The sequence below is a fragment of the Paenibacillus sp. WLX2291 genome (genome assembly GCF_046603665.1).
In the GTDB taxonomy this organism is placed as follows: Bacteria; Bacillota; Bacilli; order Paenibacillales; family Paenibacillaceae; genus Saccharibacillus.
Genome location: NZ_CP176755.1, coordinates 3205589 through 3231381, shown reverse-complemented (window position 1 = coordinate 3231381; position 25793 = coordinate 3205589). Strand labels below are relative to the sequence as shown.

General features: G+C 42.2%; 20 protein-coding genes and 1 pseudogene. 18 read left to right on the top strand and 3 right to left on the bottom strand.

Annotation, left to right across the window (positions count from 1 at the left end; translation table 11 throughout):
* Positions 1 to 61 precede the first annotated feature (61 nt).
* On the bottom strand, positions 62 to 406 hold the full coding sequence (locus ACDE64_RS13790) for a YolD-like family protein (protein WP_411347190.1): 345 nt from the start codon (positions 404 to 406) through the stop codon (positions 62 to 64).
* Positions 396 to 1676 (bottom strand): DNA polymerase V, encoded by a 1281-nt coding sequence (locus ACDE64_RS13785; protein ID WP_411347189.1) that lies wholly within the window; start codon positions 1674 to 1676, stop codon positions 396 to 398. The genes ACDE64_RS13790 and ACDE64_RS13785 overlap by 11 nt, the downstream gene beginning before the upstream one ends.
* A 255-nt stretch (positions 1677 to 1931) precedes the next feature.
* Here ACDE64_RS13785 and ACDE64_RS13780 point away from each other — a divergent pair, with 255 nt between their 5' ends.
* From ACDE64_RS13780 to ACDE64_RS13715, 14 genes and pseudogenes are all read left to right on the top strand, one after another.
* Positions 1932 to 2822 (top strand): type II CAAX prenyl endopeptidase Rce1 family protein, encoded by an 891-nt coding sequence (locus tag ACDE64_RS13780; protein ID WP_411347188.1) that lies wholly within the window; start codon positions 1932 to 1934, stop codon positions 2820 to 2822.
* Positions 2823 to 3040: 218 nt separating this feature from the next.
* Positions 3041 to 3304: a DUF1871 family protein gene (locus ACDE64_RS13775; RefSeq protein WP_411347187.1), complete on the top strand. Its 264-nt coding sequence runs from the start codon at positions 3041 to 3043 to the stop codon at positions 3302 to 3304.
* 779 nt (positions 3305 to 4083) lie between these two features.
* On the top strand, positions 4084 to 4407 hold the full coding sequence (locus tag ACDE64_RS13770; protein WP_411347186.1) for a hypothetical protein: 324 nt from the start codon (positions 4084 to 4086) through the stop codon (positions 4405 to 4407).
* A gap of 56 nt (positions 4408 to 4463) precedes the next feature.
* Positions 4464 to 10022 carry an RHS repeat-associated core domain-containing protein gene (locus tag ACDE64_RS13765; RefSeq protein WP_411347185.1) on the top strand — a complete coding sequence of 1853 codons (5559 nt, stop codon included), beginning with the start codon at positions 4464 to 4466 and terminating at the stop codon, positions 10020 to 10022.
* Positions 10023 to 10110: 88 nt separating this feature from the next.
* Positions 10111 to 10689 (top strand): hypothetical protein, encoded by a 579-nt coding sequence (locus tag ACDE64_RS13760; protein WP_411347184.1) that lies wholly within the window; start codon positions 10111 to 10113, stop codon positions 10687 to 10689.
* A 620-nt stretch (positions 10690 to 11309) separates the two neighbouring features.
* On the top strand, positions 11310 to 12359 hold the full coding sequence (locus tag ACDE64_RS13755; protein WP_411347183.1) for an RHS repeat-associated core domain-containing protein: 1050 nt from the start codon (positions 11310 to 11312) through the stop codon (positions 12357 to 12359).
* A gap of 86 nt (positions 12360 to 12445) precedes the next feature.
* Positions 12446 to 13024, top strand: coding sequence for a hypothetical protein (locus ACDE64_RS13750; RefSeq protein ID WP_411347182.1), 579 nt, complete (start codon positions 12446 to 12448; stop codon positions 13022 to 13024).
* 304 nt (positions 13025 to 13328) lie between these two features.
* Complete coding sequence (locus ACDE64_RS13745; RefSeq protein ID WP_411347181.1) at positions 13329 to 14144, top strand: hypothetical protein; 816 nt, start codon at positions 13329 to 13331, stop codon at positions 14142 to 14144.
* Between the two features lie 397 nt (positions 14145 to 14541).
* Complete coding sequence (locus ACDE64_RS13740; RefSeq protein WP_411347180.1) at positions 14542 to 15093, top strand: hypothetical protein; 552 nt, start codon at positions 14542 to 14544, stop codon at positions 15091 to 15093.
* A gap of 80 nt (positions 15094 to 15173) precedes the next feature.
* Positions 15174 to 15689, top strand: coding sequence for a hypothetical protein (locus tag ACDE64_RS13735; protein WP_411347179.1), 516 nt, complete (start codon positions 15174 to 15176; stop codon positions 15687 to 15689).
* An 88-nt stretch (positions 15690 to 15777) separates the two neighbouring features.
* Entirely contained in the window at positions 15778 to 16128 is a 351-nt protein-coding gene (locus tag ACDE64_RS13730) for a hypothetical protein (RefSeq protein WP_411347178.1), read from the top strand.
* 255 nt (positions 16129 to 16383) lie between these two features.
* Positions 16384 to 17178 carry an RHS repeat-associated core domain-containing protein gene (locus tag ACDE64_RS13725; RefSeq protein WP_411347177.1) on the top strand — a complete coding sequence of 265 codons (795 nt, stop codon included), beginning with the start codon at positions 16384 to 16386 and terminating at the stop codon, positions 17176 to 17178.
* A gap of 20 nt (positions 17179 to 17198) precedes the next feature.
* A complete protein-coding gene (locus ACDE64_RS13720; protein WP_411347176.1) occupies positions 17199 to 17546 on the top strand; it encodes a hypothetical protein in 348 nt (115 codons plus the stop codon).
* A gap of 341 nt (positions 17547 to 17887) precedes the next feature.
* A pseudogene (locus ACDE64_RS13715) lies at positions 17888 to 19993 on the top strand (thioredoxin domain-containing protein).
* Positions 19994 to 20244: 251 nt separating this feature from the next.
* Here ACDE64_RS13715 and ACDE64_RS13710 read toward each other — a convergent pair.
* Positions 20245 to 20613 carry a hypothetical protein gene (locus ACDE64_RS13710; RefSeq protein WP_411347175.1) on the bottom strand — a complete coding sequence of 123 codons (369 nt, stop codon included), beginning with the start codon at positions 20611 to 20613 and terminating at the stop codon, positions 20245 to 20247.
* Between the two features lie 120 nt (positions 20614 to 20733).
* Between ACDE64_RS13710 and ACDE64_RS13705 the strand changes: the two genes are divergently transcribed.
* The 4 genes from ACDE64_RS13705 (at position 20734) to ACDE64_RS13690 (ending at position 25792) form a co-directional block, all read left to right on the top strand.
* Entirely contained in the window at positions 20734 to 21741 is a 1008-nt protein-coding gene (locus tag ACDE64_RS13705; RefSeq protein ID WP_411347174.1) for a hypothetical protein, read from the top strand.
* 308 nt (positions 21742 to 22049) lie between these two features.
* Positions 22050 to 23183: a PP2C family protein-serine/threonine phosphatase gene (locus ACDE64_RS13700; protein ID WP_411342685.1), complete on the top strand. Its 1134-nt coding sequence runs from the start codon at positions 22050 to 22052 to the stop codon at positions 23181 to 23183.
* A 30-nt stretch (positions 23184 to 23213) separates the two neighbouring features.
* Positions 23214 to 25475 (top strand): flagellar assembly protein A, encoded by a 2262-nt coding sequence (locus tag ACDE64_RS13695; protein ID WP_411347173.1) that lies wholly within the window; start codon positions 23214 to 23216, stop codon positions 25473 to 25475.
* Positions 25476 to 25480: 5 nt separating this feature from the next.
* A complete protein-coding gene (locus tag ACDE64_RS13690; protein WP_411342683.1) occupies positions 25481 to 25792 on the top strand; it encodes an STAS domain-containing protein in 312 nt (103 codons plus the stop codon).
* Position 25793: the final 1 nt, after the last annotated feature.

Sequence of the window (25793 nt, the reverse complement as noted above, 5' to 3'; positions counted from 1 at the left end):
TGTATTCCTCTCTTTCGCACTTTTCTTTATTGTAAGTGTCTATATCCGAATTCATAAAGCATTAGTGTATAATTTCGATGGTCTGAATATCATGTAAGCTGATTGTAATGACTTGTGCATCGTGTTTAAACATATATAGAAGTCGCTCCAACATATCGCACTTTTTAATACTCCCGATCGCTTCCACCCATGCTTGCCGCTCAAAATAAACAATCCGCACCTGATATTGCCCAGTCAAACAAGTCTGCAACTGATGGTTCAGCTCTTGCCATTGATCATCGTCCAACGAAGGGCGCTTCACTTTTCGCTCATCCTCAGCCATTTGCCGCAAACGATCCCGATGTTCGGGTAGCAGCATCGCACTCCATTTTTTGTTCCCACGATCTTGATACTCGTTATTCATCATGCCCTCCTAATTTAAACGAACGATCCATCCATGTACCAGCTTGTGTTAACGATACCGCTCGCATAATCGCACGCCTCCCATATTCATCTATAATCTGATCCGTCGTCTGTCCCAACCGATACAGCTTGTTATGATGAATGCCGTCAAATAAATCAACCTGAATAGCATCCTGATGTACCATATTGCTCACGCCGACATGAATATGGCGAATCGGCGCATGCGTCTGATCCTGAAGCAGCAGCTCCATGCAGGCAAGGTACAGTGGCTTCGACAGATTGGTTGCCGAGTACAGGGAAGTCGATTTACGAAAGGAAGGCACGTCATTTCGGCGGCTAAAGCGTAGCGACAGAGAAATTGTAAATGCTGCTGCATGCACCTGCCGCAGCTTACGAGCGAGCATATCAGTCAACTCATAAATGACAACTGCCGCTTCTTCATGTCGGTAATCGCGCATGAGTGTAATCCCGTGACTGAATCCTTTGCGTGCTTCGGTGAATGGATCGACGATGACGGGCGAATGGTCAATGCCCCACGCATGATAATGCAACTGCTCTCCTATCATGCCAAAGCGTTTGCTCAAAATACGCAGGGGTGCCTTGGCAATATCGCCAAGTGTAAAGATTGCCATACGATTCAGATGAAGCTGCATGCGCCGACCGACACCCCATATTTGCTGCACGGGCAGCGGCCAGAGATACTTTTTGATGTGCGAATAGTGAATAGAAGCAAGACCTGTTTGTTTGGCGTAGTTATCCAGTACGACTTTGGACAGAAATTTGTTCGGACCGATGCCGACAGCAGCAAGCAATCCTAGCTCCTTGTAAATGGCACGCTTGATCATCATCGCTATATCGCGGGCTGTAGCCGGGATGCCATTTTGCCCAAAAAGATTTTCGGCACCCGTCACATTGATCCATGCTTCGTCAATAGAGTAGATTTGGATCGCTTCAAGAGGAGCAAAACGGTGATAAATGTGGGTGACCTGCATCGACTTTTCCAAATATAAGCCCATGCGAGCTTTGGCAATATGTATACGATGGTCTGGCGGGATTTGGTACAAACGGCTACCAGTTTGAATCTGGTAACGTTCTTTTAGCGCAGGTGAAGCTGCCAGAACGACTCCGCCACGCCGAGTAATATCGCCCACGACTGCCACCATATCATGAAGCGGATCAAGCCCCATCTCGACGGCTTCGATCGAAGCATAGAATGACTTCAGATCCACACAGAGAATCTTGTAGTTGGGAAGCTTGGTATAGTCGATATGCATGATTATCACTCCTATAGGAACGTTTGTTCCTATTTTACCACGGGTTTTGTATTTTGTGACTTAACGATTTAGGTATTTGTTTAAAATGAATGATCATACAAATTTCCCCAGTACATACAAGTCCATCTGTAAGCGGAATGCCAGCTCGACCAAAGCCTAGTATCAACTATAGACTACAGCATGTTTGATGCTTATGTATCCTTTGTTATATTGCTAACGATAGCTTATGTATCAAGCATGTAGGAGGAGATTGGAATGACTGAACATTACCATGTAACAAGTAAAGCGGAGCAAGTAGATGGCAAACGCTCAGACGTAGACAAGAAATTAGCAAGGCGCGGATTAATGTTGTTCTTTGTATTACTGGTGTTGTTGTCGGCTACAGGCTTTATTCTGGCTATTGGGTATCGCTATCCATTGGGAGGGGCACTTTTCATGTGTGCACCGGGATTGGCATCGATTGTGACACGCATCGTATTGCGTGAGGGCATCGCAGATATTTCATTACGTTTGAATATGCGCCGATCATGGAAGTTGATTGTACTATCACTATTTTTCCCTGTATTGGTCGGGTTGCTCGCATACGGAACCGCTTGGATGACCGGATGGGTTGACCTTGAAATTCCGGTTTCTTCCATCGTTGCTGCTCCTGCTGTGCATTTTGGAATGCTGCTGCTTTTTCAAATGAGTGTAGGCACAGCGATTGGGATGCTGAGTAGTCTTGGCGAAGAACTTGGTTGGCGCGGGTATATGCTCACGACATTGATTCGGGCTGAAGTTCCTTATCCTTTACTGGTCAGTGGAATTATATGGGGATTGTGGCATGTGCCTGTTATTCTTGCTGGTGCTTATTACAATGGACCTTATCTTGCGTTGTCGTTGATTTTGTTCATGGTGACCGTTACATCTGCGGGATATGTGGTCGGCTATATTCGCTTGCAAACAGGTAGCATCTGGCCTGCTGTCATTTTCCATGCTGCTTGGAACGCTATTATTCAAGATGTGTTTGACGCAATATCCAAAGGAAGCGAAGCGTTCTTGTGGACAGGAGAATCTGGAATTCTCGTTGCGGTAGTGATCTGGATGGTTGCTTGCGTGATTTCCAGAAGAACAACGGGAGTAAAATGGTTGCAAAAGTATGTATAGGTGTGAAGTGCTCTTATTCTGTGGAATAGGAGCTTTTCAACTGTACAATAGAGGAAGGGAAGATGTAATATGAGATAGATTATTACATAATAAGTTAATGAAACGTACTTGTTATACATGCTGAAGGAAGCTTGATTGGTACTGCTTGGGGAAGCAAAAAAGTGGTTGTGAATGTGGCGCAGCGTCATGATTAGATTGCGAAGAATGGAGCGTAACTGATGCGAGAACATATTACTCAGATCATAAACGAATGGAATCCGATAGACATTTATCCGCTGCTAGCAGATGAATATTCAATCGAAGTGCAAAAAGTGTTGGAGATGTTAGATCTTACAACGACTGTCGATGAGCTTGCACACCAGTTGTTTCATGTGTTTACAGTTTATTTTGAAGAAGATTTTTCGAAAAGTGTGAATGATTGTACAGTGATCGCTCAAAAAATCATAGATTTAAAGGTAAAAAAGAATGAGTTAAAAGAATAAAGGTTTGCGCAAAAATATACTGTGGATGGTTGAAATGGAATAGGGAGAATATAGATGTCGGTGTGAGGAATATAATTGATGAATGGAACCTAATTGATCTAATTCCATATGATGGTTTGTATACATAAAAAAGTTTCATGAAGTCGAATATATTCATTTTTGTAAACCTCTATTATAATTACTTAGCAATCACTTTTATAAGGAATAATTTCTATATAAACATAGACAAATAGAAATCATTCCGAAGTGATGAGTGCAAGTCAAATGGAGGCGTTGTTTTGAGAAACACGGGACAAGCAGAACATTCTGCGACGAAGAACGAGAGAAGCTATACGAGAAAAAAGAGAGGACGAATCGTCAAAAAATCCATCGTAACGGCATGTAGCCTAATCCTAGGGTTGTCTACCGTCTGGAGTACGCATACATACGCAGCTGATGCTGCGAAACGAATATACGAATACGATGCGGATGGACGTCTGACTACAATCTATAGTCGCGATGAGAAGGTGACATTAAGCTACGATGATAACGGTAACATGATTAATAAATCTGTTGAAAAAGGAGATTACAGCAGTATTACGAACCCGGCTTCTCCTGCCCCAATACCAGCGCCGACGCCCATACCAACTCCTGCCCCAATACCGGAACCAGTTCCAGATCCAGATCTAACACTTGTACCACCGCCTACGCCTATTCCAACAAAAGTAGGACTGCCCATTCAGTATTATCTAGACACATTTTGGGCTAGCTCGGTTCCATCTGCTAAGGGAGGCATAACATTGTCTGGCTGGTATTTAGACCCCGTTGGCATTCAACGAATTGATGTCTATGTGGATGATGTGTATCATGGTCGAGCCTATATGGGAAGATCACGCGAAGACGTATACAATGCCTATCCTGATTACAACAACCATGTTTCTGGATTTTACGCAGATAATATTAATATTACAACGGACGGAACACCATATTACTCAAAAAACAAAAAAGGGAAAAATCAACTAGTACCAGGCTATCGTCTTCATACTGTTGAAATCAAAATCATTAACAAATCGAATGTTGTGACTTCGTATTCGAGAATGATTGGCGCACCTATAAGTTTGTAAGATGGGCAAGTATATTTGAGGTATAACAATATAGTTTGTATAAAGGGGATAACCACGTGTCTCGATATCAAAAACGAATTACACAACAAGTCTTGCTGTGGCTTTTAGCGATGTTGCTTGTGTTCAACACCAATATATCATTCGCTCAAGCCGCAGCACAGCCTTCCAAAACCCAGACGAAGGAAACACTAAGCTCGATTCAACCACCAAGTAAAGTAGCCCCATCTTCTAACATCGAACCCGATGCATGGACGACTGTTGTCAATAGCGTTTATAAAGACGTCTATGAAGCACCGGATCCTCAGATGCAACTACTGGAAGACAAGATTATAGATCTGGATGAGTCGCATCAGGATCCAAGCTCATCCGTATTTTCTACGTTCGCTCAAGAGGACGAAGAAGGCCCGCCTACGAATTCGGATGAAGAAGCAACCACCCAATTGGGCGAGCAAGGCATGTATCTGCTGCTGCAACAGGGAGCCGAGCCGCTGGATATTTATTGGATCGAATATTTGATGCGCCTGAGTGGACATAGTGGGAATGAATTGTGGCAAGAACATCAGCAGAGTCACATGAAATGGAAAGATCTCGAAAAAAAATACATCGCATCTCTCGCTTCTGTAACAGGAGATGTGTATGCCCCTGCTACCAGCCAGACGAAAGACATTCTAAATACTACATCCGTTTCGGGGAATTCACTTTATCAGGCTACCTTTTTAGCAGCAAAATTGAAAGGGAGTAACTCTACATCGCTGTCTGCCTCACTTAGCAGCGCCTTAGACGATAGCGATTATGCTCAAAAAATCAGTGATCTTGGTAAGCAAGAGTATGCGGAACGAACAGGGAATAGTGAAAATATAAGCAGTTCGACCGGTGATCTCTCCTGGAGTGCTACACAGATTCACCTGCCTGGACGAGATGGGCTAGATTTAGATATCGGAGTAACGTATGATTCTTCCAATACGTCACCTTATCTGCGCAAGTCTACCAAAAAACGAACGGCGTATCTGCTTAAGCGGAGCTATATGCATGAGCATAATGATCTAGGTATGGGTTGGTCCTTCCAAATTCCTTCCGTTGAGGGCGGAGGTATGAACTGCAATGTTAATCCAAAGTTCTACCATTCCAGTACAGGACAAATTTATAACGTCGATACAGGTGGGAATATCAATGACTCCATTGTTCAAAAAGAGAGTGGCGTACTACTTACCTTTATACGAGCGATCCCGCAAGATCAGCAGTTTAGTAACGGTGAATTAAGTACTTGTTTTATAATGAAGCATCCCAACGGTCAAAAAGAATACTTCTCTTCATTTGGGTTGATGATTGGTAAGGTCGATCGCTATGGTAATACGCTGACCTATCATTATCAGGATCGTAAATTGAACTCTGATGTGACGCCCGGGTGGGGTGGATTTGTTCCATCCTATATCACCGATACATTAGGACGTAAGGTAACATTTGATTATGAAACGACGCTGAATCAAGGTGACGAATTCCAAGGGGAACGTATTATTGTCACCGTCTTGGATCCACAGGGACATCCTCAGCAAAAAGTCGTGTACACCAAAAGCCGCGTCAAACTTATCCAAAATGGACAAGATCAAGGCTATTTTCCTCTGCTGCACAGCATAACGAATCATGCACAAGAAACACAAACTTTTGATTACGATCAAGTGCAGGCGCAGCTTCGATACAAAAGTGAAGATAACTATATCTCTGATCCAGGTTTCTTATTACATACCGTCACATCGCCACGGTCATCAACGCAGTATGAATATGAACAAACTGATCGCGTCGAGGGACGAGGGGGAGATGGTAAAGAATATCGTATCCGTTCGCGTTATGATACACCACTACTTGCGGATAATAGTGCAGGCACAATCATGAATCGCGTTGACTATACGTATGATGGTGATTATACAAAAGCATCGATCCTCTACAATAATGTGGGTGCACCTACACCAGAGTTGTATCAGTATTCGCAAACTGCACATATAAAAAGTAATACAGCTTCAGGAGAAAAAACGATTACTAATCTTTATAACGGCTTGCACCAATTGCTAAAGACCCAAGTACGTACGGATCAAGGGGAGGAAACGACAACTAACTATCAAGCCTTCGACTCGACTTACAAGTATAACCCAACCAAGATGGAAACCATCCTGAAAGACAGCAGTGGTACGGTCACTCGATACAAAGATATTGTCTATGCGGATTGGGGAGGCACTCAGTCTGAAACGGCTGCTTTGGTACCAAACGATTACAATAATGCGGACACGAAAGCGCTCCACACCGTGAGCTATGCGTATGAACCAAAGTATCATCAAGCAACCAGCAAAACCTGGTATCAAAATGGCGGTGCTGCCCTCAGCGAACAATATGCCTATACTGGTAATGGTCGCCTACAAAGTACCACCAATGCAGCGGGCGAAACGACCAGCTACATCTATGAGGCATCTGCGGCAAATGCCAACCAGATTCAAAAGGTCACGGAACAAAAACGAGTTCGCGATGGTATCAACACCAAAGTCACAACGACCTTCGGCGCAGATTACGGATACGCGTATCCAACTGAGCAAACTACTATCTTTACGAACAATGACAAAACTATCAAAACCGTTCGTCAAACGATGAGCTATAATATTGGAACAGGGCTATTAACTCAGCAAACCGACAGTGATGGGAACAAAACGACAACCTCCTACGATGCACTGGGACGTGCCGTCAAAGTCGTTCAGCCGTCGATGACCAATTTGGATGGCACCGTCTATAGTATTGAAGATCAGTATGCGTATACGAATCGAGTGTACAGTACTGAAGCGGATAGCACCAATGCAGGGATTCTGACGCTACGCGTGGATGGTATTCGTCAATATACGAATAAAGCTACTGGTGCTATTACAATGTTGAATCGTCAATCCGCTTATTATGATGGATTTGGGTTCCTGCGCGTCATGGAAACCTACAATGACAGCAATGGCTGGACGCGCTCGCAGTATCATCCCGACGACCAAGGACGTGCGGTGTATGCCATTGATGCACTAGGTAATACACAGACTGCTGCTTACGATGCATGGGATCAGCAAAAGCAATTTACGGATGCAGATGGGAATTTATACGTCACGGATAATCAACTTACACAGCAAAAAGTAAACCATTTTACGATTGCAGCCAGCAACGTCTCAGCTTACAAAGCGAATGCGAACGATCCTGGTATTCGTCTAAATACAGTTGAACAAACCTTTGATAATGACGGTAACAAAATCAAAGTTGTCGCTTTCAAAGATGGTGCTTCCCGTAATGAACCGATTCAGGAAAGTTACACCTATGATCTAGCTGGTAATGTCCTAAGCTACAATGATCCTAACGGCAATCATAACAGTAATGGCGTGACCACTTCGTATACGTATGATGCGTTAAATCGCTTAACGCTAGTACAAGATGCTATAGATCAATCTAGTCGCTATACGTATGATGGTTTGGGCGGATTGTCTAGTGTTATTATCAGCGATAACACTGGAAAAAGTGAAAACTTATACACAAAAAATTACAATGAACTGGGTCAACTCACTGGCAAAACAAGCACATCCGGAAAGCAAACCAGTTTAACCTATGATGCCCGCGGTTTGAACAACCAGCAAACTGATCGTAAAGGCACGGTTACAACCTATCAATACGACGAGCGCGGACAACGTACTAGTGCATTGATGCAAGGTAAAGACGGATCAACACTACAAACGAAAAGCATCTTTGGTAGTGATGGCAATCTATTGTCTGACCGACACGAATTGTATTTGAATGGAACCCAAACAGCGACCCAAACAAGCACCATCGATAAACTAGATCGCATTACCAAACTTACCTCAAGTGGAAGTGGATACGAAGCAAGCCTAAACGTTAACTATGATCCGCTGGATCGCATTCAACGTCAGAGTAATCAGTTAGCAGGTAGTAGTTTTGTGACTCAATATGGTTACAACAAATCGCGTTTGACGCAGATTCAAACTGATGGATCGGGTACTCGTACAACCGTAGCGACAGCGAATGTACAATATGACTACACACCGCTGGGACAGGTTAAGCAAATTACTTTCCCTACCTTGTCGGACGGTAGCGTATTAAAAGAAACCATGAATTACGATCCGTTAAATCGTTTGACTGATTTGACGAATACTCGCGGAGGAACTACGCTATCGCTGTACCGCTATACGTACGATGCAAACGGAAATATTCTGACTGTACAGGAACAGCAGCAAGGTAGCGATGCGAAAACGTCAAATTACGGATACGATAAGTTAGGTCGTCTGGTTAACGTCAAACGCGCAGACGGAAGCGAATCGACCTACACGTATGATCTGCGTGGCAATCGCAAAGTGTTGACCGATACGCAGACACTGCCTTCTACGAAGTCTGGAAGCTATGTGTACGATCTACAAAATACATTGACATCTGTATCGAATGATAATGGTAAAACGACATTGGATTATTTGCCAGATGGTTTGCGCTTTAAGAAAAAAATTGGTGATAAGGTGACGCAGTACAGTTACAATGGTGCCGATCAGGTGATTGGAGACAAAGCCAGCAACGGAACGGTATCCAGTTATGTACGTGGTGATCGAGTACTGGTGAAGAAAGATCTGACGAACCAGAAGGACTACTATTATCTGTATAACGGTCATGGAGATGTCGTACAGATGATCGGTACGGATGGAAATGTCGTCAACAGCTACCAGTATGATGAGTGGGGAAGTCTGACACAGCAGAAAGAAACGGTAGGCAATGAGTTTAAGTATGCTGGTGAAACGTATGATGCGGAGACGGGATTGTATTATCTGAAGGCGAGATATTACGATCCAGCTCAGGGACGGTTTTTGAATGAGGATACGTATGAAGGAGAAATAAATAATCCACTAAGTTTAAATGTATATACGTATGTGCATAATAATACACTAATTCATGCTGATCCTACTGGTAATTGGTGTGCTTCCTCTGATGGTAAAAATGCTCATCCTGGCGATTGTTCTACCAAAGCAGGCAATTTTGAATCAGACTATTTACATGATGGAGATCAAATTGTTAGTAACGGTAACGAAATAGGTGTTTTTTATGATAATGATGGTGCTCATCCAGATCATAGCTGGACAGGTGTTTTATTTGATATGGCAATTACAGGAGGGGCAGGAGTAGGGAAAGCAGTAATATCAAAAGCAATATCGAAATTATATGGAACAGCTGTTGCTGAAGAAACTGCTACTGCAATAGCAAGCGGACAAGTATTTTATGGCGGCTTAGCCGGAGAGGCTTTTGTAGCAGGCGCAGTAGGAGCTACAGCAAAAAATCAATTACAACAACGGTTTTCAACGAGTATGGGAACTCGTATTATAGATGTTCTTGTTAAGGGTTCGGCCTATGAATCAAAAGTTGGTTATGTTAAATACTCGGAGGTTGCCAAAAAACAAATTTTAAAAGATGCAGAAATCTTAGGTTCAGGTGACATTAAGAGTTATACATGGCATTTTTTAAGAAGCGGAGTGACAGGAAAAATTGGAGCGGATCAAAGATTACTTGATTTGTTAACTCAAAACGGCATTAAGTATATTATACACAAGTGATTTTTGGGAAATAATACAAACGGTATACTGAATTTAGAAATCAACAAAAGAAAACAGAGATTTGAGTTTAAAATAACAGGAGGAAAAAATGACTTTTAAATATCCAATTATGACGCCACCATTTGAATTTATAGGCTTTAAAGAAATGAATAAAAAACAGGCTCAACAGTGTTTTGAATGGTTTGTAAGCGAAATCCCATCAAGAATCGAAATTTTAAAAAATGCAATACAAGACTCAGGTGTTCAAAGAATAGAACAATTTGACTTGACCCCTCAATCCCTAGTACCACTATGGGATTGGCTAAAACTGCGTATCCATACTGTACCTTACTCTCCTGATGAAAAAAAACGATTACAGGATGGATTACCTCCATGGATAGCTGAGGATATCAGAGACTGGAAGCTGGATATTTCTACGATTGCATTGGCATTAGATGTATCTATTTATTTTGCCCAAGTGTTCATAACAAAATATCCTTCACTAGAGTGGGATTTTTTGAAAAAACCTAAATCTCATGTTTATTTTAATCAAACTGTAGTAATAGGTTTTAAAAAAGGACCACTTCACTCGCCTACAATCGTTACTAATTTGTGCACTTCATATGTAGATAGAGAATCAGAAAAAACGTTGTTATCTTTATTTGAATTTTGGGAGAAATTTATTTAGCTGACATATTGAGTAGTCTACCTTGATCAAGCTTCGATGCTTGATCAAGGTTTTTTAATGAAACATAAAGCTTCTATAGCACCCAAAACAAATTTCTGAAGAATTGCTATGATGCTATCCGCCTAAAGCTATTAATACGAGAATGATGTAGTATACGAAGTCAAACACCAATGAACTATAACCAACGCGGATTAACCGAACAACTCATCGACCGCAATGGAACAACAGCGAAATACACGTACGATGAGCGCGGACAACAAGCTACCAGTACGACAATAACGCCAATATCACAGCAGTTACTGAGCAAGTGCAGAATGCCGCAGCACAAACCTCCACGTACAGCTATGACAAGCTGAACCGATTGAGTAGCGTAAAAACGTACCGATGGCAGTGAAACGCAATACGGGTATGATCTGCGCGGCAACCGTCTGACACAAAGTGATACCCGTGATCTGGCAGATGAGACAGCGGTCAATTACCGATACAATCTGCAAAACACGCTCATTTCCGCCACGACCTACAAAGCCAAAACCCTGTTCGACTACCTGCTCGATGGCTTACGTTTTAAGAAAACAACGGGTAGTAAAGTGACGCAGTACAGTTATAATGGTGCCGATCAGGTGATTGGAGACAAAGCCAGTAATGGAACGGTATCCAGTTATGTACGCGGGGATCGAGTACTGGTGAAGAAAGATCTGACGAACCAGAAGGACTACTATTATCTGTATAACGGTCATAGAGATGTCGTACAGATGATCGCCACGGATGGAAGTGTCGTCAACAGCTACCAGTATGATGAGTGGGGAAGTCTCACACAGCAGAAAGAAACGGTAGGCAATGAGTTTAAGTATGCTGGTGAAACGTATGATGCGGAGACGGGATTGTATTACCTGAAGGCGAGATATTACGATCCAGCTCAAGGACGATTTTTGAATGAGGATACGTATGAAGGAGAAATAAACAATCCACTAAGTTTAAATGTATATACGTATGTGCATAATAATACACTAATTCATGCTGATCCTACTGGTAATTGGTGTGCTTCCTCTGATGGTAAAAATGCTCATCCTGGCGATTGTTCTACCAAAGCAGGCAATTTTGAATCAGACTATTTACATGATGGAGATCAAATTGTTAGTAACGGTAACGAAATAGGTGTTTTTTATGATAATGATGGTGCTCATCCAGATCATAGCTGGACAGGTGTTTTATTTGATATGGCAATTACAGGAGGGGCAGGAGTAGGGAAAGCAGTAATATCAAAAGCAATATCGAAATTATATGGAACAGCTGTTGCTGAAGAAACTGCTGTTGCCGTAGCAAATGGACAAGTTTTTTATGGTGGTTTAGCAGGAGAAGCCTTTGTAGCAAGTCTAGCAAAAGCTACTGGTGAAAATCAATTGCAGCAACATTTTAAAACAAGCATGGGAACTCGTATTATAGATGTTCTTGTTAAGGGTTCGGCCTATGAATCAAAAGTTGGTTATGTTAAATACTCGCAGGTGGCTGAAACACAAATTTTGAAAGATGCGGAACTCGTAGCTAATGATAGTGTCAAAAATTATACATGGCATTTTCTAAGAAGTGGAGTAACTAGTAAAATTGGGGCGGATCCAAGATTGCTTCAATTGCTAACTCAAAATGGAATTAAATATGTTATTCATGAATGATTTGAAAGAATAATACATCCAGTATACTCTATGTAAACACCAATAAAAAATTAGAGGTTTGATTTGAGAATAACAGGAGGAAAAAAATGGCTTTTCAATATCCAATTATGACTCCGCCATTCGAAGTTGTACATTTTGAAAAAATGAACAAAAAACAAGTTCAGCAACATTTTGAATGGTTTGTAAGCGAAATCCCATCCAGATTAGAAATTTTGAAAAATGTAATGAAAGAGTCAGGGGTTGAAAAAATAGAACAATTTGATATGACCCCTCAATCTCTAGTACCACTCTGGAACTGGCTGAAAATGCGCATTAACACAGTGCCTTATTCGCCTGATGAAACAAAACAATTACAGGATACATTACCTCCCTGGATCTTTGAAGATATTCAAAATTGGAAATTGGATACTCCTACTATTGCATTAGCAGTAGATGTATCTATCTATTTTGGTGAAGTATTTATAAAAAAATATCCTTCTTTAAAGTGGGGATTTGTGACAAAACCCAAGTCTTATGTTTATATAAACAGACCTACAATAAAAGAATTTAAAAGTGGACCACTCCATCCGCCTACCATTGTTACTAATATATGTAGTTCATATGCAGATGGAGATTCTAAAAAAAATTTATTGTCTTCATTTGAAGTTTGGGAGAAGTTTATTTGATGTAAAACTCAATCATTTACCTTGATCAAGTTTCCATACTTGATCAAGGTTTTTTAATAGAACATAAAGCGTGTATGGCGCTCAAAGCAAACTTCTAAAGAGTTGTTATGACACTAAATATAATACCGTCTTATGCATCCGCCTGAAGCTATCGATACAAGAATGATGTAGTACACGAAGTACAACGCCAATGAACTATAACCAACGCGGATTTACCGAAAGTGGCAATGTGAAAATCTTAAAAAATTTATTGAACCAAGCTAAAAGTATGAATGTTAATATTATTCAAATTGGGGTGAAGTAAATGAATCAAAATTCTATCGTTAGTTTTTATTTAATGACGCTAGAAGATTTGCAAAATGAAGAAATAGCAAAGAAATGCATCAAATTGATGAATAAGAATTCAGAAATTTCTCCAGATAAATTTGACAGAAGTGAACCATTAAGAAAAAAAATTAACTGGGACCAAATTGATTTAATGATAAATACTTGGATGAATGAAGAAGTAAATGTATTACCACATAATAGAAATGTGGCGGCTTCAGGAGAATTTTTAGCCAAAAGAAATAAACAATGTAAAGCCGAATTTCAATTTTCATGGACTAAGAATCAATATGCACATTTCAATTTTATGAATATTGATGTAAATGCTATACGCTTAAATAAAAAAGATGGATTTCCCGGTTTTTTGAACTTGTGTTTAGAGTATATTCAACTGCTCAAACCTGTATATGGATGTATAAAAATAATGCATGAATTTAAATCAGATCCTATTAATTTAGAAGTTCGCTATCCACATCTGGAGTGGTTGAATATTTTCGGAGAACCATACGTGAAACTTTTTGGTCATAAGAAATTATTGAATACACCTGCTTACAAAATTCATGACATTTCAGATTCTATAGTAGGAGTTCAATTGACAGAATCTATTTATCAAGATATTCCAAAAGAAATCAGAGAATCAGTAAAAGAATATTTAGGAAAACAAGCTTTTATGGAGGATGGTAAGAGTTTACGACGTCATAAACCAGACTTAGTACCGAATTTTGATTATAGTATGGTTCTTATAAATCCAGAAAGACCTGTAGAAGATCATAAGGCTTTTAATCGCTATAAATAAACATGTAAAATATAATTATGTGCTTTTCGATTAAATTAGCTAATAAATTGTATGAAAGATGAAAAGGGATACTAAAAAGTATCTCTTTTCATCTTTCAGTTATGTTAGAGCGCAATTGAAAATTATATATATTTGGTGTGGGAAATAAAAGCTAATGGGCTGGAGATATTTATATTTTGCTCAAGTGCTCATAACAAAATACCCTTTACTAGAGTGGAATTTCTTGAAGAAACCTAAGTCTCATGTTTATTTCAATCAATCTGTAACCAACGCGAATGAACCGAACAACTCATCGACCGCAATGAAACAACAGCGAAATACACATACGATGAGCACGGGCAATAAACGAGTGCCTACCTCAAAGCGTACAGCAGCAACTCGCTGATGGAGCGGTACATTGGAAACGAAAAGCATCTATAGCGCCGACGGCAATCCACTGACGGATCGTTATGAGCTGTATATCAACGATGCCAAAGTCGCGACGCAGACCAGCACGATCGATAAACTGGATCGCATCGCGAATCAAAAGAATATACTGAATGGTACCAGCTTTTTTACCAACTATGGTTACGATAAATCTTGCCTGATGCAAGTACAGACTAACGGTGTACAAAGCCGGAACACAGCGAATACGGCCAATGTACGATATACATACACTCCACTCGGTCAGGTACAACAAATCACCTTCCCGACTTTGTCGGATGGCAGCAAGTTACAAGAAAGCATGAGCTATGATCCACTGAATTGCCTAAGCAGTCTGACCAACACTAAGGGCGATACCGTGTTGTCCGTCTACGGCTATCAGTATGATAATAAATGTAATATCATAGCAGTCACCGAGCAAGTACAGAATGCGGCAGCACAAACCTCTACGTATATCTATGACAAGCCGAACCGACTAATTACATTTTCAAAAACAGATAAAAGATATTCTGCAACAAAAAAATAAAACTTATATAAGTCAAGATATTGGTAATGGAAATAAAATGGGGATGTAGGATATTATCTCAAATCGGATAGGTGATTCATTTGTATAAATACGAAATTACAAAATACAATCCAAATTTGCGCGATGAAAAAAGAATGTATTTAAAGAAAGATTGGACTTCAATCAGTGATATCGGTAAGTCATTCGAAAATGAATTATTGACAACTGAGAGCTATAAGAAAAGTGAAGATAGTTATATTAAAGCTATAATTATGTCAATGGAGTATTTGCATATTCCTTTCTTGTCAGTCAATAATATTTTACGAAGTTTTTCATGCGAAAGATTTGTAGAGATGAGAGAAGATTGCGAACTCTATTCTCAAGATATAATAGAAATGTACAATCAGGTCAAAGACGGCGATAAGCTATATATAGGGCAAGTAGATTCTTTTTGCAGATTGTTACTACGTGAAGATATTGGTTCTGATATCTTTTATCCTAGAAGAATGAAGATTTTCATTGGGTATGATTATCTAATGGGAGTTCATACTTCAAAATCAATGGATGCATTAATCCCATTTATCGAACAATTAAATCTATTTGTTGAAAAATATTAATTAATCAGAATTTTGAGTACCATCATTTCTGGTATAAAATGCGAGTATAACAAGATCTACAACTTGAAATGAAATATCCGAGCTATACTTGTTTAACTCAGTTTGGAGATTTGTAGTATCGGTCAGTGCATTTAGAATAAATGAAGAAGATGATTCGTTTGAACTGGGTTTTGAAATACCAATTGCAAGAGAAAAGTTTTTTATAAAGTTTTGGCAAGTTGCAATTGATGAATTGGGAATTACTGAAATCAAAAATGGTATAGATCTAAAAAATGAGCATTTATCGTCTACGCTTCATGAATTAGAACAATTAAGAAATTGGGCGGAATCTAATTTACAGAACAATGACCTGAATTATATAGTTTCCAGAATCAACTTGCTTATGAGAGAGTTACCAACAGCATTTAAAACAGAGCATACTACTTTGTGGATTGGATAGTTTTATATGTAGTAGGTTGGATATTAAATTTATTGATCCGAAGAATGTATACTATAGATTTCGATTCGCAGCTAAAGCAATATATACTTTTTAATTGATTAAAGGAATTTATGTAGATAGGAGATGTAATACAGCTGTATTATGATTTACAAAATGCGCTGACATCCGTATCGAATACTAGTGAAGACAGATTATTATTATCTGTACAATGATTATCGTGATGCCGTACAGTTCATTACTACATATGGTATTATCGTGAATAATTATCAGTATGATGAGTTGGGCAATCTAACGCAGCAGAAAGACACGATAGCTAATGATTTTAAATATGCTAGCGAGACGTATGATGCTGATATAAGTCTGTGTTATTTGAAAGCCAGGTACTACGATCCAAGTCTAGAACCATTCTTAAATGAGGATAGTTATGAAAGACAAATGAATAGTCCACTCAATATGAATGGGTATTCATGCGTGCATAACAATCCAATGGTTTATGTGGATCCAACTGGGCACTGGATAGCGGATGATTCCAACTTAAATGCTGCCTCTCAAAATAAAGTCAAACAAGCGACTAAAGAGTTTGATAATGCAAAAAAACGTGGTGACGTTGCTGGAATGCAAGCGGCACACAATAAGGCTGTAGAAATACGTTTTTCAAGTGGTGATTACGAAGTTGTAAATAAAATGAACTATACTACAGGAAAGTCGACTCCATATAGCACTGGGAATGGTGGAGTTCATATAGACAATACATGGACTGGATTTGTTTTTGACTCTGTAGCAACAGGTGGAGTAGGAATTGGTAGCAAAGCTGTTACTAAAGGCGTAGCTTCTGTAGTTCAAAAAGGTGTAAACAGTTCTGAAAAATTTACTTTAGGCCTCTCAGAACATTTGGACAGTTTTGCAGCAAATCAACAAGCTAAAACATGGAAAAACTTCCCTGACGAGAATTGGAAATCTATAGTGACAAATAAGTTGAATGATACAAATGAAGAAATTAAATTTAATCTTACTGGTATAGATAATCCATGGTCTGCTCCATTTGATTAAAAAGAGGAGGATTAGCAATAGTGAAATCTTTTGGCGATAGAAAATTCAAATTATGGTATTACACTATTAGTCATGGACAACTTCTACTAAGAAGTATCAAAGATGACAACAACACAACTAATATTGATGTTATGTTTTTGGATGTAGATTATATAGAATTACCTCGTTATCTTTCAGATGTAAAATTAGAAAAAGCTCAGGAAAAAGATATTAATTATATACAACAGAAACTAGGAGAACATATACTACCTGAAAGTATTCGAATTATTATTTCTAAAAATGGTCGTTATATTGTAGTGGCGAGTATAATGAAGGTTGTAGAGAATGAATTAGAAATGTTTGATTTACCATTTGATACTTTTTTTTGAATTGAATTTATATATTTAGCACAATTCATTCTCGTATCTAATTAACAAAATTATAAAAAAGGCTACCTAATCAATTAGGTAGCCTTTTTGAAATAGTGGTATGAATAAATCTACTAATATAATTAAACAATCTGAAAAAGTTAAGTTGATAGTGTTTTTAAATTTAATATATGAAGATAAAGTTTAGTGTTTAATTTAAGAGATGTTAGTAAAACTGAGATAGGTTCGAAAGCTAATAAATATAAACTGGTAGGATAGATGTCCTCATCCGCGAAGGTTCTTTTTTCTTTCCCTCCACATTCGGTTATATTATCAATAACAACCCCAAGGAGGAATCACACATGCGCGAATTCGTCGAAGGCAATCCCAAACACACCAACAACCTGATCCACGAAAAATCCCCCTATCTCCTACAGCACGCTCATAACCCAGTCAACTGGATGGCATGGGGAACCGAAGCATTCACCAAAGCCAAACGAGAGGGCAAGCCAGTATTCCTGTCTGTCGGTTATTCCTAGCGGAGGATTACATCCACTTGCCATTGGTGTCACGTTATGGAGCGCGAGAGCTTTGAGGACGAAGAAGTTGCTGCGCTGCTGAACGAACATTACATCCCGGTCAAGGTAGACCGTGAGGAACGACCAGACATCGACAATCTGTACATGTCCTACTGCCAGGCTCTCACCGGACAGGGCGGGTGGCCGCTCACCGTGTTGCTGACGCCTGACCAAAAGCCGTTTTATGCAGGAACCTATTTCCCGAAACAGACGAAATATGGTCGCATCGGCATGATCGACATGCTCACTCAGATTCATGACAAATGGGAGCATGAGAACGAGCGTATGCTGGAAACAGGTAACGCCATCGTCGCACGAATGGCAGAGCACAAAAGCGAAGCGCAGCCTGGAGAGTTTAGTGAAGAATTGATTCATCGTGGGTATCAGACATTTGTGAGTTCGTTTGACGATGTGTATGGTGGATTTGGCGGAGCGCCGAAGTTCCCGACACCGCATCATTTGATGTTTCTCAGTGCCTATTCTCATACCTACAACGAACCGCAGGCGTTGGATATGGTGAGGAGGACGCTGGATAATATGTATCGCGGCGGCATTTACGACCATATCGGCTTCGGCTTTGCCCGCTATTCGACTGATGAGAAGTGGCTGGTGCCGCATTTTGAGAAAATGTTGTATGACAACGCGCTATTATCCATCGCTTATCTGGATGCCTATCGGCTGACAGGGGAAGAGGAGTATGCGCGTATTGCAGAATCGGTCTTTACGTATGTGCTACGGGATATGACGTCGCCGGAAGGAGCATTTTATTCGGCGGAGGATGCGGATTCGGAGGGCGAGGAAGGCAAGTTTTATGTGTTCCACCGGGATGAGATTGAGGAAGTGCTCGGTTTGGAACATATGCACACGTATTGCAATGTGTACGATATTACGCCAGAGGGCAATTTTGAAGGTGCCAATATTCCGAACCTGATCTCTTCCTCCACCGCAGAGATTGCAGAGCAGCGTGATCTGAATGAATTGGCGTTACGCACCGATCTGGAAGAAGCGCGGCAAAAGCTATTTGCTTACCGCGAGCAACGTATCCATCCGTTTAAAGATGACAAAGTACTCGTTTCATGGAACGGTATGATGATTGCGGCACTATCTCGTGCTAGCAAAACACTGCAAAAGCCCGAATATGCCAATGCTGCTCGGCGTGCTGTTGATTTTATCTGGAACAATATGTTCCGCAAAGATGGACGTTTGATGTCCCGATACCGGGATGAACATGTCGCTTACCAGGCATATCTGGACGATTATGTATATCTGATCTGGGGCTTGCAGGAATTGTACGAAGCGACCGGAGAAGCGATCCATTTGCAGCGCGCAATGACACTCAAGGAGCAATTGCTGGCGTTGTTTTGGGACGAGGAGCAGCAAGGCTTTTACTTTTCAGGCAGTGAAGGTGAGAAATTGCTCAGTCGGACAAAAGAAATTTACGATGGCGCGATTCCGTCTGGCAATGCGGTAGCTGCCTGGACATTGGCGCGACTGTCTGCGGTAACTGGCGATGAGCAATTGCGTGGATATGCGGAGCAGATTTTGGATGCTTTTGCAGGTACGGTAGAGCAGTATCCGGCTGGATATTCGATGCTATTGTTAGCTGGTATGCAACTGCTGCATGGCACAGAGGAGATTGTACTGGCTGGTAAAATCGAAGATATCGATTACCAGCATATGATTGCGGAAGCGCAAAAGACGTATCGTCCGTTTGCTTCATTGTTGTTTAACAGCAGCGGCGAAGCAGGCGAATCTTTGCGGGAGTTGCTGCCGCATATTCAGGATATGGGAATGAAGGATGGAGCGACTGCGTATATTTGCGAAGGCTTTGTCTGCCGCGCGCCGCTGACTACATTGGAAGCGCTGCGTGAGCAGTTGGTCGCAAAGTAGCAATAGTTGGAGTTAGATATCAGCATTATTGATGGATGGATATCATGGATGGCTTGATGTAGACGTAACAACGAAATCAGATTATGCAAGGACATCTTCGGATTGGAGATGTCCTTTGTTTTATGTATATCCGCTAATGATAGCAGTATGTTGCTTGATATCACGTAGTCCTAGAGTGCCCAATAGTGGATGTGTAGCGATTAACAAACTGATTTCACCATGTTAAAATATAGTTGAAACGGGCGGAGATTTTACATACAATTTAGCAGCACCACAAGCACCACAAGCACCACAAGCACCACAAGCACCACAAGCACCACAAGCACCACAAGCACCACAAGCACCACAAGCACCACAAGCACTACAAGCACCACAAGCACCACAAGCACCACAAGCACCACAAGCACCACAAGCACCACAAGCACCACAAGCACCACAAGCACCACAAGCACCACAAGCACCACAAGCACCACAAGCACCACAAGCACCACAAGCACCACAAGCACCACAAGCACCACAAGCACCACAAGCACCACAAGCACCACAAGCACCACAAGCACAACAAACACAACAAGTACCTTACCTGCTTCTAGCATCAACAATACAGCATCGCTGTTCAATCTCCGAATCTTTTTGCCGAATACATAACTATCTACCAACAACTCACAGAAGGACACATCAACAGCACACCGCCTGCTTATAATAAAATAAATGATTACACAGCATAGGAGCAGCCATTTATGAAAACAAGTCGTCAACCGCTTGACAGTAATTACGAATCGAATCCCACAACACCAACAACAAGTTCCACAATGAATTGCACAGCAAAATCCAAAACAAATCGCGCAGCAAATTCTACAGCCAACTACACCATCAGTTCCGAACCTCATTCCACAACTAGACGCTTCCATTCATATCGCCACATGCTTCATCTACCAATGCGCTATTGCGTAATGGCGCTGATCACATTATCGATCCTGCTTGGAGCGTCAGTTCCAGCATCTGCTTCATCCACTACGAAACCGGATTCGCAAGCGACAGATCAAGTTGACAAAACCGTTGGCAAAAATATTATGTTTCCAGTTCATCAAGGCAAACTGTATCCATCTCGATATTACGGTACAGCGAGTGTACAGATGACGAATATCTGGGATCTGTTTGCTGAGATTGCGGGTTCGGACGTCAACAAGATTGTTCAGTTCAGAGTGTACAACAATCTCAACGAGCCGTTCTCCGCATATGTGCAGCCGACGGATGATCCGAACAAATGGATTCTGGGCATTAATCTAATCGGGTTGAGCGACGCAGACTGGATGAAGGATACAATGGTACACGAATATGGGCATATTCTTACGTTATCTGCCTATAAACCACTACAAAGCTCCACCTCGCCCTGCAAAACGGTGAAGATGGATCTGTACTCCTGCGCCAGTCCAACCTCAGATTACTATAAATATTACAAACAGTTCTGGCAGAAATACGGCAAAGACGCACCGGCAAATGAAGGCTCCAACGAGCAGGAAGTGGCTAATTTCTACCGCAACAAAGGTGGCGTCAAAACGTTCGTCACATCCTACGCAGCGACCAATGTAGCCGAGGATATGGCAGAGACGTGGATGACCTTTGTAATCAATCCGTTGCCAACCGGTACACCGCAGACTACCGTGGACAAGAAACTGCAATTTTTTGCGGATAATCCGAAGCTGACTGCTCGTCGGTTGGAGATACGACAAGTACTCGAGTTGTAATTGTATGATATTGTTGCCTGACACATGTAACTGTGTATGATTCATTCTATAACCAGATATAGCTCTCTTAAGCATTGCCTTGTCTCAAAACCGGACGTTTCACGATGTATGTATGCCCTGACTCAGAGCTGCATCATCGCTGAACATTCCGGTTTTTTGCTGTTATTCCCTTTCTTTTACCAATAAAAGCACTATTATTTCCAAACATCCCTAAAATTCTATTACATAACCTCCGCAAAATGTCGAAACATATGATATCACTATACGCTGTCCACTACGAAACGGGACATTGGCGGAGGAGAAGCCAGATGAGCAGCATACTGATTATAGACGACTCCAAGCTCAATGTGGCGTACCTCCAAAATACTTTGCACGAAGCAGGGTATAAGGATGTGCGTGCCGCATACTCGGCGCAGGAGGCATACCGGGAGCTGGGCATCGTGGACGGACAACCGCCACGCAAAAAGGCTTCCGTGGATTTGATTTTACTGGATATTGTAATGCCGGAGATTGACGGCATCGAAGTATGTACTGTACTCAAGAGCATAGAGACGTATCAGGATATTCCGATTATTTTCCTGACTGCCGACCGGGCGCATTTTAAGGAGGCGTTCAGTGCAGGCGGCATGGATTTTATTGAAAAGGGCGGTCCAGAATATGAACTGCTCGCACGCGTACAATCCGCGCTACGCTTGAAAAAGGAAATGGATGACCGCAAAGATTGGGAAGAAAAATTGCAAAAGGATCTATTGCTTGCCAAGCATCTTCAGCGCAGTGTACTCAGTCCGCCGCTGCTGGAGCCGGGCATCTCCATCCATAGCCGCTACATCCAGTCTGCTGAAGTATCCGGCGATATGTTTTATTGGAAAATGTTCAACAATCGCAAATGCGGCGTGCTACTGATCGATGTATCCGGTCACGGCATTCCGGCAGCACTGATCAGCATGTCGATTCGCTCCTTGCTGGACGGCATCGTCGGTACGTATCGTCAGCCGCGAGAAGTATGTATGGAATTGAATCGGCAGATGCGTATGTTATTTGGCAAAAATCGGCGGTCGGCTTATTTTACCGCGATCTATCTGCTGATTGATCTGGACAAGCATGAACTTGAATATGTGAATGCTGGGCATCCGCCGGGATTGCTGCTAACGAAAGATCAACCACCGATCAAGCTCAGCGGAACGACCGTTCCAGTCGGCATTAAGCAAGACATGAACATACAGACCGCACATATCCGTTACAACACTCCTTGCCGTATCATCCTCTATACCGATGGACTGGTCGAGCAGCCGGGAACGTCGATTCATTTTGGGATCGACAAGCTGGAGCAATATGCGCAGAGTTTGGACTATTTGGATAATGAGAATTTTGTCGGCAAGCTGGAGCGGCTGAATCGCCAGCGTGATGATGATATTTGTATCGTATCTGTCGAGCTGGAGTGACAGAACAGCAATGGAATGGAGGAGACACGAATGGAACGAAGCGTAATCTCCAAGGGGAAAACGGTGGAACAGGCTGTAGACCGCGCACTGGCGCTGCTGGAAGCAAGCAAGCAGGATGTCAGCATTGAGATTATTGATGAAGAAAATAAAGGCGTGCTCGGATTCAATGCGAGACCAGCTGTTGTCAAGGTGACGCTGGTACGCGAATACAATGGGACGCCTTCCAATACGAATAACCATCCCAATTATGCGGGAGCAGACAATCGTGCTGCTACCGGTACAGAAGTGTTGGAGCGTCCGCTGCCACTATCTGATACGGATGGTATATTCCCTGAGACGGCTACGGGTTCTGTGGTGCATGAATCGGAATTGCGTACAACTGGACGGATGAAGGAGACGGTGTTGCCGACGGAAGATGAGGTAAATAAGATCGGCAACCGGAAGCCGGATACCGCAGCAGTAGAAGATTCATTTGCGCAAGGACAAACGGAAGATTTGCATTCGTTTGCAGTAGATACGTCCGAATTGCAGGGCAAAGTCTGGGTAGCCGATAACCGCATTCAGGTGAAAACCTTTCCCGGCGGAGCATTGCCTCGTCTCGATGCCTTCAAATCCGGCGATATTCTGATCAATGGAGAGCCTTTGCTTGCTGGTCAGACTGCACAGGTGAGCGAGCAGGATGTGATCGAAGTAGTATTAACCGAAGAGCTGCGCGAACCAGTCTGGGAGATTCAGATTGATCCAGATGCAATGACCGTCAGACTTCAAGTGGAGCCGGGCAGTCATATTCGGCGTTATCTGCTAGACAGCCCGCCAGAATCGCGATTGATGCTGCGTGTAACGAATCACAAAACACTTCTACCGATCGAGGCAAGAGCGGTACAAGAGCAATTGAACAAGCTGGAAGTTAGCTATGGGCTTGATAAGCAGGCACTGCAATTGGCTTGCGAAACGGCAGAAGCAGGTATATTTGTAATCGCCAGCGGTCGTCTGCCAGTGCCGGGAACAGACGGCTCATTTGAGTTTAAAACGGATACTCAGGCGCGCAAAGTTCAACCGAAGCTGCGCGATGATGGCACGATTGATTACCGGGAGACACGTGAATTTCCAGCGGTCGATGAAGGCGATATTATCGGTGTTGTACTGCCAGCAGAGCCGGGGACAGATGGTATTGATATTTATGGTCGTACCGTTCCCGCTCCACCAGTACGCAATGTGCAGATTATTCCGGGCAAGGATGTACAGCTATCCGCTGACCGTTTGAGTGCGATTGCACTGCGAGCGGGTATGCCGAGTCAGACGAAGCAAGGTTATAATATTAAGCTGTCCATCGTGCCGAAGCTGATGCACGGCGGCGATGTGAATCTGGGAACAGGCAATATTCATTTTCTCGGTGATGTAGAGATTAGCGGTGCCGTACAAGATACGATGCAGGTGGAAGCGGAAGGCAATATCCATATCCGTAGCAATGTGAATATGGCGCAGATCATTGCGGGGCAATCGCTGATTGTCAATGCCAATGTGATCAGTAGTCGCATCGTGGTCGGGCAAATGTATCTGTTTTACGGACAGATTGCTCCAATGCTGACTTATATGGAAGAGCAGACAGAATTGTTAAAAGCAGCGGTGCGTCAGGTTAGCAGCGCAAGCGCGTTCAAGCTGAGCGATGTGGACAATGTCGGTCTAGCGCCACTGTTTCAGGTTTTATTTCAAGGGCGTTTTCGCTGGATGCATGATCATATGGATCGGATGCAAAAAGTTGCCGAGCAATACAAGTCGGTATTGAGCGAAGACTGGACACGTTATTTCAAAGAAATTCAGCGCGGATTTTTGACTGAAGGTTCTAGTCATTTCCGCACAGCAGACGATTTGGAAGGCTTTATGCGTCGTACACGGTATTTGTATTCTGTAGTCGTATTGCCTGCAATGGAGCAGATTTTCTCGCGGTTTCATTTTGTACAAAATAGTACGATCCGCTGCGGCGGTGATATTGTGATCGAGAAAGGCAGTTACAACAGTCATGTGCACTGTGAAGGCAGACTGCAAGCGGGTGGCGCTTTACGTGGCGGTACGTATTATGCAGGACACAGCATGACCGTAGAGGAAGCAGGTTCACCCGGCACAGGTACAACGCTGCTGCATGTAGCGGAAGGCGGATATGTACGTGTCAAGCATGTACTTGCAGGCACAACGTTACGCATCGGTGAACGTATTCATCAGTTTGTCGAAGACCGGGACCATGTATTTGCAAGAGTGAATCGGGATCAACATTTTGTATGGCATGAGGAGTGATCGGTATGTTTTCATATCAATTGGAAGAAAAAGAAGGGCAGATTACCGTATATTGCGAAGGCGATATCGATATTGACGCTGGCGATTTGATTGAGGAACAATTGGAGCCAGCATTGCAGTCATATGCGACAATTGTGATCGACCTGGCGCAAGTGCAGTTTGTAGATTCATCAGGCATTGGTTTGTTGATCAAGCTGGTACAGGATTTGCAAGAGCAGGAGCGGGTGGTATGGCTGGAACGAATCCAGCCGGAAGTAATGGAAGTATTTGAACTACTGCAACTGGACGAGATTCTGGGCAAGGAAGCTTTCCGCTGAC